The sequence below is a fragment of the Pseudomonas jessenii genome (genome assembly GCF_002236115.1).
Classification (GTDB): domain Bacteria; phylum Pseudomonadota; class Gammaproteobacteria; order Pseudomonadales; family Pseudomonadaceae; genus Aquipseudomonas; species Aquipseudomonas jessenii.
On record NZ_NIWT01000003.1, the window covers coordinates 807,766 to 819,520 of the forward strand.

Consider the following 11,755-nt stretch of genomic DNA (forward strand, 5'->3'; position numbering starts at 1 on the left):
GGTTCTCGTTTACACAAGCATCAGGGCGACGCGGATCGGGCTGGCAGGTAAATTGCCGGGCCGGTTATGTTTGCTCGAAAGCTTGTGTCATGATGATCCGACCGCAGGTTAGTCGTCCTCTTCCTATATGAATAGATCCTCCGCGTTGCTCCTCGCTCTTGTCTTCCTCAGCGGCTGCCAGGCCTTGGCACCCGTTTCGTCGGACGGTGCGCCGCCGGTTGAAGACAGCACCCCGGCCCCTGAAAAGCTCAAGGTCTACAGCCCATTCAGCGAGGAAACCATCTTCAGCCTGTTGAGCGCCGAACTGGCTGGCCAGCGCAATCGTTTTGACATTGCCCTGGACAACTATGTGACCCAGGCCATCAACACCCAGGATCCGGGCATCTCCGAGCGGGCATTTCGTATCGCCGAATATCTGGGCGCCGACCAGGCAGCCCTGGATACTGCGCTGATCTGGGCCAGGAACGCCCCCGACGACCTCGAAGCGCAACGCGCCGCCGCCGTGCAACTGGCGCGCGCCGGGCGTTATGACGACTCCATGGTCTATATGGAGAAAGTCCTGCAAGGCAAAGGCGACACCCATTTCGACTTCCTTGCGCTATCCGCGGCCGACACCGACCAGGACACCCGCAACGGCTTGATGAAAAGCTTCGACCGTTTGTTGCAGCGTCATCCGGACAACGGCCAGCTGATTTTCGGCAAGGCCTTGCTGATGCAACAGGATGGCGACGCCAAGGGCGCGCTGAAGCTGCTGGAAGACAATCCGCCGGAGGACGGCGAAATTGCGCCGATCCTGCTGCGCGCACGCCTGCTGCAAACCTTGAATCGCGGTGACGAAGCCCTGCCGCTGCTGCAGAAAAGCATCAAGAAATACCCGGACGACAAGCGCCTGCGCCTGACTTACGCGAGGATGCTGGTTGAACAGGACCGCATGGACGACGCCAAGGCCGAGTTCTCGAGCCTGGTCCAGCAATACCCGGAAGACGACGAACTGCGTTACTCCCTGGCGCTGGTGTGCCTGGAAGCCAAGGACTGGAATGAGGCCAAGGGTCATCTTGAAGACCTGATCGCCCGGGAAAGCCATGTCGACTCGGCGCACCTGAACCTCGGCCGCATCGCCGAAGAACAAAACGACCCGCAAGGCGCGCTGATCGAATACGCCAAGGTTGGCCCGGGCAACGACTTCCTGCCGGCGCAATTGCGTCAGGCCGACATCCTGATCAACAACGGCAAGACCGCCGAAGCGCAACGCAAGCTGGCGGCAGAACGCGATGAGCAGCCGGATTACGCCATCCAGTTGTACCTGATCGAAGTCGAAACCCTGTCCGCCAACAATCAGGGCGACAAGGCCTGGAATGCTCTGCAACAGGCCTTGCAGAAATACCCGGACGACCTGAACCTGCTCTACACCCGCGCCATGCAGGCGGAAAAACGCAATGACCTGGCGCAGATGGAAAAAGACCTGCGTACGATCATCAAGCGCGACCCGGACAATGCCATGGCGTTGAATGCCCTGGGCTACACCCTGTCCGACCGCACCACGCGCTACGCCGAAGCCAAGGCCCTGATCGAACAGGCACACCAGATCAGTCCGGAAGACCCGGCGGTACTCGACAGCCTTGGCTGGGTGAATTACCGCTTGGGCAATCTCGACGAAGCCGAGCGCCTGCTGCGCCAGGCCCTGGATCGCTTCCCCGATCAGGAAGTCGCCGCTCACCTGGGTGAAGTCCTGTGGGCCAACGGCAAACAGCGTGAAGCGAAACAAGTCTGGGGCAAGTTCCTCAAGGAACAGCCTGACAGCCCGACCCTGCGCGGCACCATCAAACGCCTGACCGGATCAGAGACTCTTTAAAATTATGTTTTTGCGCCATTTCATCGTTTTCAGCTTTATCGCCCTGCTCGCCGGTTGTGCCGGCCTGGGTCCCCGTGAGTCGGTCGAGGGCCATGGCAACGCCGCCCAATGGCGCGAGCACAAACAGCAACTGACCGGCCTCGATGGCTGGCAGATCGACGGCAAGATCGGCATCCGTGCCCCGAAAGACTCGGGCAGCGGCACGCTGTTCTGGTTGCAGCGCCAGGATTACTACGACATTCGCCTGTCGGGACCACTGGGCCGCGGCGCGGCTCGCCTGACCGGACGCCCGGGCAAGGTGTCGCTGGAAGTCGCCAACCAGGGACGTTACGACGCGCCGAATCCGGAAGTGCTGCTCGAAGAACAGCTTGGCTGGAAGCTGCCGGTGTCCAACCTGGCCTGGTGGGTGCGCGGGCTCCCGGCTCCCGACAGCAAAAGTCGCCTGACCCTGGACGGCGACAGCCGCCTGGCGAGCCTTGAACAGGATGGCTGGAAGATCGACTACACCGCCTACACCCAGCAAAACGGTTTCTGGCTACCCGAGCGCATCAAGCTCAGCGGCACCGACCTTGATGTCACGCTGGTGATCAAGATCTGGCAACCGCGCAAACTGGGGTCATGACATGCCGGCCAATCGCCTGACGCTGCCCTCGCCAGCCAAACTCAATTTGATGCTGCACATCCTGGGTCGTCGCGAAGACGGCTACCACGAACTGCAGACGATGTTTCAGTTTCTCGATTACGGCGACGAAATCACCTACGCCCTGCGCGATGACGGTGTCATTCATCTGCACACTGAGTTCGAAGGCGTTCCCCACGACAGCAATCTGATCGTCAAGGCCGCCAGAAAACTGCAGGAACAATCCGCTTGCTCGCTGGGCGTCGATATCTGGATCGACAAGATCCTGCCCATGGGTGGCGGCATCGGTGGCGGCAGCTCGAATGCCGCAACAACATTGCTGGGCTTGAATCATCTGTGGCAATTGGGCTGGGATGAAGATCGCCTGGCCGGGCTGGGGTTGACGCTGGGCGCCGACGTCCCGGTTTTCGTACGTGGCCACGCGGCTTTCGCCGAGGGCGTGGGGGAGAAACTGACCCCTGTGGACCCGGAAGAACCGTGGTATCTGGTGCTGGTGCCGCAAGTCTCTGTTAGTACGGCAGAAATTTTTTCAGATCCGTTGTTGACACGTAACACTCCTCCCATTAAAGTGCGCCCCGTTCCCAAGGGAAACAGTCGAAATGACTGCTTGCCGGTGGTAACAAGGCGTTATCCAGAGGTACGTAACGCTTTGAATTTGTTAGGTAAATTTACCGAAGCAAAACTCACCGGAACTGGAAGTTGTGTGTTTGGGGGCTTCCCAAGCAAAGCTGAAGCTGATAAAGTCTCGGCCCTTCTGACAGAGACCCTTACAGGATTTGTAGCAAAAGGAAGCAACGTTTCGATGTTGCATCGCAAGCTGCAAAGTCTGCTCTAAAGGAACCGATTACTGGGTAATCGTTGCAACAGATACAGGGGCGTCGCCAAGCGGTAAGGCAGCAGGTTTTGATCCTGCCATGCGTTGGTTCGAATCCAGCCGCCCCTGCCATTTTCCTATACTCATCCAGGTTACCCTCAGCCTTCAGGTACTGCGCGTGTCCAAGATGATGGTCTTTACGGGGAACGCTAACCCCGATCTGGCTCGGCGTGTCGTACGTCAGCTGCATATCCCTCTCGGTGACATCTCTGTCGGTAAATTCTCCGACGGCGAAATTACAGCCGAGATCAATGAAAACGTTCGCGGTAAAGACGTCTTCATTATTCAGCCGACTTGCGCTCCGACCAACGATAACCTGATGGAACTGGTAGTGATGGCTGATGCCTTCCGCCGCTCCTCGGCTACTCGTATCACTGCTGTTATTCCTTACTTTGGTTATGCCCGTCAGGATCGCCGTCCGCGTTCCGCACGTGTGGCTATCAGCGCGAAAGTCGTGGCTGACATGCTTACCGTAGTCGGCATCGACCGTGTTCTCACGGTTGATCTGCATGCTGACCAAATCCAGGGTTTCTTCGATATTCCGGTAGATAACATCTACGGCTCCCCGGTTCTGGTGGATGACATCGAAGATCAGCGCTTCGAAAACCTGATGATCGTGTCCCCGGACATTGGTGGCGTCGTGCGTGCACGTGCCGTTGCCAAATCCCTGGGCGTGGATCTCGGGATCATCGACAAACGCCGTGAGAAAGCCAATCACTCTGAAGTGATGCATATCATCGGTGATGTCGAAGGGCGTACCTGTATTCTGGTCGATGACATGGTCGATACCGCCGGCACCCTGTGCCACGCGGCCAAGGCCTTGAAAGAGCATGGCGCTGCCAAGGTTTTCGCCTACTGCACGCACCCTGTGCTGTCGGGTCGGGCGATCGAAAACATCGAAAATTCCGTGCTGGACGAGTTGGTGGTGACTAACACCATTCCTCTGTCCGCTGCAGCACAAGCCTGTGCGCGTATCCGCCAACTGGATATCGCACCGGTAGTTGCCGAGGCGGTCCGCCGCATCAGCAATGAAGAATCGATCAGCGCGATGTTCCGCTAAGGGCCCAGCCCTTCTCGAAATGTCTCGTTGACGAAAAGCGCCCCGCCCCGGCATTCCTGTCGGGGCGGGGCTTTTTTGCCCATATCGCCTTTAGCGCTGGTCGCAAACGCTGGGGCGAGTGTGGTTATTTTGGAGATACAACATGAACGATTTTACTCTGAATGCTGAAGTGCGTTCCGACCTGGGGAAAGGTGCGAGCCGCCGCCTGCGTCGTCTCGCAAGCCTGGTTCCAGCTGTAGTTTACGGTGGCGACAAAGCCCCTGAATCCATCAGCATGCTGGCCAAAGAAGTTGCCAAACTGCTCGAAAACGAAGCGGCTTACAGCCACATCATCGAGCTGAACGTTGGTGGCACCAAGCAGAACGTCGTGATCAAAGCCCTGCAGCGTCACCCGGCCAAAGGCCACGTGATGCACGCTGACTTCGTACGCGTAGTAGCCGGCCAGAAACTGACCGCTATCGTTCCAGTGCACTTCATCAACGAAGAAGCACCGACCAAGAAAGGCGGCGAAATCTCGCACGTTGTTGCCGAGATCGAAGTTTCCTGCCTGCCGAAAGATCTGCCTGAGTTCATCGAAGTCGACCTGGCTAACGCTGAAATCGGTTCGATCATTCACCTGTCGGACCTCAAGGCTCCTAAAGGCGTTGAGTTCGTGGCCCTGGCACACGGTGATGACAAGGCTGTTGCCAACGTCCACGCTCCACGTGTTGCTCCAGAAGCTGCAGAAGGCGCTGCAGAGTAATTTTACTCTGTACGCCGGAGTGACCGGAAACATCGCGGACTAGAGCATAGCGAGAAAGCGGGCGAGAACGCGGAGTTTACATCATGGTAAATGAGCAATTTTCGTCCACTTTCGCCGCTATCCCTGATTGCGGCGATGTTATCCACCACTCCAAGGAAGGGCCCCTATCGTGACTGCCATCAAACTGATCGTTGGCCTGGGAAATCCAGGCGCTGAATACGAACAGACCCGGCATAACGCAGGGGCCCTTTTTGTTGAGCGCATCGCGAACGCACAAGGCGTAAACCTTGTGGCGGACCGCAAATATTTCGGCCTGACCGGGCGCTATTCGCATCAGGGTCAGGATGTTCGTCTGCTGATTCCCACCACGTACATGAACCGCAGCGGCCAGGCCGTGGCGGCCCTTGCAGGTTTCTTCCGCATCAAGCCTGAAGAAATCCTCGTGGCACACGACGAACTCGACCTGCCTCCAGGCGTCGCCAAACTCAAAGTGGGCGGTGGCCATGGCGGTCACAACGGGCTGCGCGACATCATTGCGCAACTGGGCAATCAGAACACTTTCCACCGCCTGCGGCTTGGCATCGGTCATCCGGGCGTCGCCAGTATGGTTTCAAATTTCGTCCTGGGTCGTGCGCCACGCGCCGAACAGGAAAAACTCGATGCCAGCATCGACTTTGCCCTCGGCGTGCTGCCGGATATCCTCGCCGGGGAATGGAACCGCGCGATGAAAAACCTGCACAGCCAGAAGGCCTGACTCTTATCCGAGGGGAAACACCATGGGATTCAATTGCGGCATCGTCGGCCTGCCTAACGTCGGCAAGTCCACCCTGTTCAACGCCCTGACCAAATCCGGGATCGCGGCCGAGAACTTCCCCTTCTGCACCATCGAGCCTAACAGCGGTATCGTGCCGATGCCGGATCCGCGTCTGGATGCCCTGGCAGCCATCGTCAATCCAAAGCGCATCCTGCCGACCACCATGGAATTCGTCGACATCGCGGGCCTGGTTGCCGGCGCGTCGAAAGGTGAAGGCCTGGGCAACAAGTTCCTGGCCAACATCCGTGAAACCGATGCCATCGCCCACGTGGTCCGCTGCTTCGAAGACGAGAACGTGATTCACGTTTCCAACAGCGTCGACCCGAAACGCGACATCGAAATCATCGACCTGGAACTGATCTTCGCCGACCTCGACAGCTGCGAGAAGCAACTGCAGAAAGTCGCGCGCAACGCCAAGGGCGGTGACAAGGACGCAGTGGTCCAGAAAGGCCTGCTGGAGCAACTGATCGCTCACTTCACCGAAGGCAAGCCGGCGCGCAGCCTGATGAAGAACATGGGCACCGACGAGAAAGCAGTGATCAAGGGCTTCCACCTGCTGACCACCAAACCGGTCATGTACATCGCCAACGTCGCTGAAGACGGTTTCGAGAACAACCCGCACCTGGACGTTGTACGTGCCATCGCCGAAGAAGAAGGCGCCGTGGTTGTTCCGGTGTGCAACAAGATCGAAGCGGAAATCGCCGAGCTCGATGACGGCGAAGAAAAAGACATGTTCCTCGAAGCCCTGGGCCTCGAAGAGCCTGGCCTGAACCGCGTGATCCGCGCCGGCTACGAAATGCTGCACCTGCAGACCTACTTCACCGCCGGTGTCGAAGAAGTCCGTGCCTGGACCGTCCGCGTCGGTGCCACCGCACCACAAGCCGCTGGCGTGATCCACACCGACTTCGAAAAAGGCTTCATCCGCGCCGAAGTGATCGCCTACAACGACTTCATCCAGTACAAGGGCGAAGCCGGTACCAAGGAAGCCGGTAAATGGCGCCTGGAAGGCAAGGATTACATCGTTAAAGACGGCGACGTGATGCACTTCCGCTTCAACGTGTAAGCCATACGCCCAAGAAAAAGCCGCGTTTGATACGCGGCTTTTTTTGTGCCTTGTTTTTGCTTTTCTGTGGGAGCGAGCTTGCTCGCGATAGCGGTGTGTCAGCCAACAAAGATACTGACTGACACTCCGTCATCGCGAGCAAGCTCGCTCCCACAGGGGATTTGTGCTGGATCAGGACTTTTTCGTACGCGGCAGGAAGATCGCCAGCACCCCAAACAGCGGCAGGAACGAACACAGGTAGTACACGTATTCGATGCCGTGAATATCCGCCAGATGGCCCAGCAACGCCGCGCCAATCCCGCCGAAGCCGAACATCAAACCGAAGAATATCCCGGCGATCATCCCGACATTACCCGGCACCAGTTCCTGGGCGTACACCACGATGGCCGAGAACGCCGAGGCGAGGATGAAGCCGATGACCACGCTGAGGATGCTGGTCCAGAACAGGTCGACATGGGGCAGCAGCAAGGTGAACGGCGCAACGCCGAGGATCGAGAACCAGATCACCGCCTTGCGCCCGATCCTGTCACCGATCGGCCCGCCAAAGAACGTCCCCGCCGCGACCGCGCCGAGAAACAGGAACAGGTGCAACTGCGAGCTGGCCACCGACAGGTCGAACTTCTCGATCAGATAAAACGTGAAGTAGCTGGTGAGGCTCGACATGTAGAAATACTTGGAGAACACCAGTAACCCGAGCACCACCAGCGCACTGGTCACTCGGCCCTTGGACAAACCGTGAGTCGCCGCCTGGCCTTGCTTGAGCTTGAACAGGTTCAAATGGTTGGCGTACCAGCGGCTGATCCGGTAGAGCACGAAAAGCGCAAACACCGCGAACAGGCCGAACCAGGCCACCTGCCCTTGACCGTAGGGAATGATGATCGCCGCCGCCAACAACGGGCCGAACGCCGAGCCTGCGTTACCGCCGACCTGGAAGGTCGATTGCGCAAGCCCGAAGCGTCCGCCTGAAGCCAGGCGCGCCACGCGGGACGCTTCCGGGTGGAAGGTCGATGAACCGATGCCGATCAGCCCCGCCGCCAACAGGATTAGCGGGAAGCTGCCGACCACCGACATCATCAGAATCCCGACCAGGGTGCAGACCGTACCCGCCGGCAACAACCAGGGCTTGGGATGACGATCGGTGTAGTAACCGACCCACGGCTGCAGCAGCGAGGCCGTCAACTGGAACGTCAGGGTGATCAGGCCGACCTGAGTGAAGGTCAGGCCATAGTTGGCCTTGAGCATCGGATAGATCGACGGCAGCACCGACTGGATCAAGTCGTTGATCAAATGCGCCAGCGCTACCGCGCCGATGATGCGCATCACCAGGGGACTGCTTTGGGGCGTAGCGGACGCCGGCACTGAGCCGGTCTGGGCGTTGCTGATAGCCATGGGAATTTCCAGACAACAGGAGGTACGAACGTGCAGGTGCGCCAATGTGCCATTTTTCGGTGCGGCAACGCCATCCCCTTAGCCTGCTAACGACCTCGTTTTTCATCACCACAACCTTGATGGCGCAAAGCCATGGTCTGAATCTTGCCTTCCTTGTCTGCTTGAACGCGGCCTCCTTACAAAGGAGACCGACAATGGGAAGTTTCGCTACAGAGTCAGCCTACAGAGCGGACAAGGGTGAACTTTCGAGGCCTTTTTAGAGGGCACGAGTCGGGGGTGCGACAACCTCCGTCGCACGCCAATAGTGCGTGGTGTCCAGAGGAGTCATGGGGCATGCAGGCTTTTTTATCACCGGGGATCGGGCTGCTGGGGCGTTTTGGCTTCGCACGTAAATTCCAGCTGTTGTTTCTGCTGTTTATCCTGCCGCTGGCCGGCAGCCTGTGGATGATCGGCCAGGACTATCGCGACAAACTCAGCCTGATCTCCGGCGAACGCGCCGGGGTGCGGCAACTGCTTGCCCTCGATGCGCTGGATGACCTGCTCGCCGCCCAGCGTGATCGCGCCGCCAGGTGGCGCGCCACGGAAACCAATCGCCAGCCAACGCCGGCCACCCTCGCCGCGATGGCCGCCTTCGATGGGGTTCAGCCCGCCGTCAGCCAGGCCACTGCCGAATTGGGCAATGCCCTGCAAAAAGAAAGCGCTGAGGGCGAAACCCTGTCGCGCTATCAGGCCCTGCAAACCGCCCTCGATGGCCTCGACTCAAAAAGCCTGAGTGCTGTCGGTTGGTGGCCGGATGGATATGATCGCTTCACCAACGCCTTGAGCGCCCTGCAAGCCTTGCGCGAGCAGATCGCCATGGACAATCGCCTGACGCTGGCACCGTGGCTGGAAACTTATTTGCTGACGCAGATCTCCACCCAGCACGCACCAGACCTGATCGAACGGGTCGGCCGTCTGGCTGCTGTGGGCCAGGCCTCGGTGGTGTCCGGACAGTTCACCCTGCAAAGCCGCCTGCAACTGCGCGACTTGCGCAGCCGCATCGGCGATGCGCGAGAGCAGCTGGTGAAAACCGCTGGCCTGCTCGAAGCGCGCTTGCCCAGCGCCCTGCAAACCTGGGCCGGGCAATACCACGACAGCCTCAAGCGCCTGGATGCGGGCCTGAAGGTGCTGGATGACGGCGTGTTCGGTGGCAGCATCAACCTCAAGCCGGATGACTTCGAACGCAGTCTCGACGCCCTGCTCTCTGACCTCGCCTCGTTGCGTCAGCAGTCGCTGGTGTCGCTGGATCAACGACTGGATTACTACCACGACTCGGCGATCCGCCAGTTCGTTGTTGTGGCCGCCGTGTTGGGCTGCCTGCTGTTGGCCGCGCTGTATCTGTTCATCTGTTTGCAGGCCTCGATCCGCCGCAGCGCCAGCGGCATCACGGTACTGGCCGAGGCCCTGCGCGATGGCAATCTGAGCCTGCAAGTGCCGGTTCAAGGCCGGGACGAACTGGCGGTCATCAGCACCGCGCTGAACGTCGCCGTGGTGCAACTGCGCACCAGCCTGCAAGGGGTGGATCACGAAACCCTGCAACTGAGCAACGCGGTACAAACCCTCAACCATCATTCCAGCGACGCCCTGGGCGAAGTCGAAGCCCAGCAGTTGCAGATCAGCCAGATTGCCGCTGCGGCGACGCAACTGGCCGCCACCTCACAAGGGGTGGCCCACAGTTGCGAACAGGCGTCCGGCAGCGCCCAGCACACCCGGCGCATTGCCGCCGACAGCAGCCGTGACAGCCAGCGCACCACCGCGAGTATCCAGCAGCTCAATCAACGTCTGAACGAGACCGCTGCGGCGCTGGGCCGGGTCAGTGAACAAGGACAGCAGATTCAACTGGTGGTCGACACCATTCGCGGCGTCGCCGAGCAGACCAACCTGTTGGCACTCAACGCCGCCATCGAGGCGGCCCGGGCGGGCGAGCAAGGGCGTGGCTTCGCAGTGGTGGCCGATGAAGTGCGCAGCCTGTCCCAACGCACCCAGTCGTCGACCGCACAGATCGCCGGCACGGTCGACAGCCTGCGCAACACCGTGAATGAGGCCGTCAGCCTGATGCAAGCCGCGTGCAGTCAGGCAGAGAGCGATGCGCAAGCGGTCACCGGCCTCGGTGAACGGCTCGGGGAAATCGCCAGTGCGGTGCAGAGCGTCACCGATACCCTGGCGCAAATCGCCACGGCGGTGGAGGAACAGGCCAGTACCGCCGACGAGGTCAGCGGCAATATCCAGCAGGTCGATCAAGCGGCGGTGCGCTTGCTCGAAGGGGCTCGCGCGGTGAACCAGGCCGCGGACACCCTGAGCCACGGCAGCAAAGCCTTAAGCGACAACACCGGGCGCTTCCGCTTGAGTTGAATCGGCCAGGACTTCTCAGGCGCGGATCACCGCCTCCGGGAAGTCCTGCTCCAGTTCGCTCTTGAGCCAGTCGATAAACCACGCCACGTCCGCCGAGAGTTCGGCGGACGGCGTCAGCACTCGATAGCTTTCCAGCTTCACTTGCGCGTCCACCACCCGCACCAGCTTGCCGCTATGGAGTTCGTCGCGCACCAGCACTTCGTTGGCCAGTGCGATGCCCTGCCCGCTCTCGGCCACCGACAGCGCGTGGTCGTTGTTGACGTAGAGCATGTCCGAATTGAGGTGCATGTCGAGGTCGTTGGCGGCGAACCACAGGTTCCACCACTCGCCGTCATCCACATGGATCAGGTTGTGTTTCACCAGGTCCGCGGGGCTGTCGATGGGCTCGACACTGGCCAGATAGTCGGGGGAACAGATCGGAAACACCCGAGGACAAATCAGGCTGGTGCGCGAGTGCGCATATTGGCCGTCCAACCCGTAGACAATGCCCAGGTCAGCGCTTTTGCCATCCACTTCGGTGAAGGTGGAGTTGGGTTCGATGGCGAACTTCAAGCCCGGACGCAGATGACGCATGGCCTCGATGCGCGGCATCAGCCAGCGCTTGGCGAACCCCGGGACCACCATGATGCGCAGCCAGCGTTCGGCGTGTTTTGGCTGCGCCTCTTTTCCCGCTTCGATGATCAGCTGCAAGGCGGCGGTGATCTTGCGGTGGTACTTCTCCCCCGCCGTCGTCAGGTTGACCCCGCGTGAGGTGCGCTCGAACAGTTGGATGCCCAGCCAGTCTTCCAGCAACTTCACATGGCGGCCGATGGCCGGTTGGGTCACGTGCAGGGCCTTGGAGGCTTCGACATAGCTGCCCAACCGGGCCGCGGCATCAAAGGCACGCACCGCGTTGAGCGGCGGCAAACGGTGGTCAGGCATGGTTTCCGG

General features: G+C 59.9%; 10 protein-coding genes and 1 tRNA gene. 9 read left to right on the forward strand and 2 right to left on the reverse strand.

From position 1 onward, the window contains the following. Positions 1 to 127: 127 nt before the first annotated feature. The 8 genes from PSJE_RS12925 to ychF all read left to right on the forward strand — a co-directional run bounded on the left by PSJE_RS12925 (position 128) and on the right by ychF (position 7,045). On the forward strand, positions 128 to 1,852 hold the full coding sequence (locus PSJE_RS12925; protein WP_090457660.1) for a tetratricopeptide repeat protein: 1,725 nt from the start codon (positions 128 to 130) through the stop codon (positions 1,850 to 1,852). A gap of 4 nt (positions 1,853 to 1,856) precedes the next feature. After that, entirely contained in the window at positions 1,857 to 2,474 is a 618-nt protein-coding gene (lolB, locus tag PSJE_RS12930) for a lipoprotein insertase outer membrane protein LolB (RefSeq protein WP_090457662.1), read from the forward strand. A 1-nt stretch (position 2,475) separates the two neighbouring features. Next, positions 2,476 to 3,327 (forward strand): 4-(cytidine 5'-diphospho)-2-C-methyl-D-erythritol kinase, encoded by an 852-nt coding sequence (gene ispE / locus PSJE_RS12935; RefSeq protein WP_057713314.1) that lies wholly within the window; start codon positions 2,476 to 2,478, stop codon positions 3,325 to 3,327. Positions 3,328 to 3,363: 36 nt separating this feature from the next. Beyond that, positions 3,364 to 3,438 (forward strand) — tRNA-Gln (locus PSJE_RS12940). Between the two features lie 46 nt (positions 3,439 to 3,484). Continuing rightward, positions 3,485 to 4,426, forward strand: coding sequence for a ribose-phosphate pyrophosphokinase (locus tag PSJE_RS12945; RefSeq protein WP_003171603.1), 942 nt, complete (start codon positions 3,485 to 3,487; stop codon positions 4,424 to 4,426). A 142-nt stretch (positions 4,427 to 4,568) separates the two neighbouring features. Further along, a complete protein-coding gene (locus tag PSJE_RS12950; protein WP_007973891.1) occupies positions 4,569 to 5,168 on the forward strand; it encodes a 50S ribosomal protein L25/general stress protein Ctc in 600 nt (199 codons plus the stop codon). 169 nt (positions 5,169 to 5,337) lie between these two features. Further along, entirely contained in the window at positions 5,338 to 5,922 is a 585-nt protein-coding gene (gene pth / locus PSJE_RS12955; protein ID WP_007973893.1) for an aminoacyl-tRNA hydrolase, read from the forward strand. 22 nt (positions 5,923 to 5,944) lie between these two features. Then, on the forward strand, positions 5,945 to 7,045 hold the full coding sequence (gene ychF / locus PSJE_RS12960; protein WP_057713313.1) for a redox-regulated ATPase YchF: 1,101 nt from the start codon (positions 5,945 to 5,947) through the stop codon (positions 7,043 to 7,045). 171 nt (positions 7,046 to 7,216) lie between these two features. On the opposite strand, the gene PSJE_RS12965 is transcribed toward ychF, so the two are convergent. Further along, on the reverse strand, positions 7,217 to 8,434 hold the full coding sequence (locus tag PSJE_RS12965) for an MFS transporter (RefSeq protein WP_090457663.1): 1,218 nt from the start codon (positions 8,432 to 8,434) through the stop codon (positions 7,217 to 7,219). Between the two features lie 333 nt (positions 8,435 to 8,767). Here PSJE_RS12965 and PSJE_RS12970 point away from each other — a divergent pair, with 333 nt between their 5' ends. Continuing rightward, positions 8,768 to 10,825: a methyl-accepting chemotaxis protein gene (locus tag PSJE_RS12970; protein WP_090457665.1), complete on the forward strand. Its 2,058-nt coding sequence runs from the start codon at positions 8,768 to 8,770 to the stop codon at positions 10,823 to 10,825. 15 nt (positions 10,826 to 10,840) lie between these two features. Here the strand turns inward: PSJE_RS12970 and PSJE_RS12975 are convergent, their stop codons facing one another. Continuing rightward, positions 10,841 to 11,746: a LysR substrate-binding domain-containing protein gene (locus PSJE_RS12975; protein WP_090457667.1), complete on the reverse strand. Its 906-nt coding sequence runs from the start codon at positions 11,744 to 11,746 to the stop codon at positions 10,841 to 10,843. Between the last annotated feature and the right edge of the window lie 9 nt (positions 11,747 to 11,755).

What these genes read in the sequence shown, in the direction of transcription:
- PSJE_RS12975 (WP_090457667.1), bottom strand. Translation starts at nt 11,746, where the DNA reads ATGCCTGACCACCGTTTGCCGCCGCTCAACGCGGTGCGTGCCTTTGAT.
- ispE (WP_057713314.1), top strand. Translation starts at nt 2,476, where the DNA reads ATGCCGGCCAATCGCCTGACGCTGCCCTCGCCAGCCAAACTCAATTTG.
- PSJE_RS12970 (WP_090457665.1), top strand. Translation starts at nt 8,768, where the DNA reads ATGCAGGCTTTTTTATCACCGGGGATCGGGCTGCTGGGGCGTTTTGGC.
- lolB (WP_090457662.1), top strand. Translation starts at nt 1,857, where the DNA reads ATGTTTTTGCGCCATTTCATCGTTTTCAGCTTTATCGCCCTGCTCGCC.
- PSJE_RS12965 (WP_090457663.1), bottom strand. Translation starts at nt 8,434, where the DNA reads ATGGCTATCAGCAACGCCCAGACCGGCTCAGTGCCGGCGTCCGCTACG.
- ychF (WP_057713313.1), top strand. Translation starts at nt 5,945, where the DNA reads ATGGGATTCAATTGCGGCATCGTCGGCCTGCCTAACGTCGGCAAGTCC.
- PSJE_RS12925 (WP_090457660.1), top strand. Translation starts at nt 128, where the DNA reads ATGAATAGATCCTCCGCGTTGCTCCTCGCTCTTGTCTTCCTCAGCGGC.
- PSJE_RS12950 (WP_007973891.1), top strand. Translation starts at nt 4,569, where the DNA reads ATGAACGATTTTACTCTGAATGCTGAAGTGCGTTCCGACCTGGGGAAA.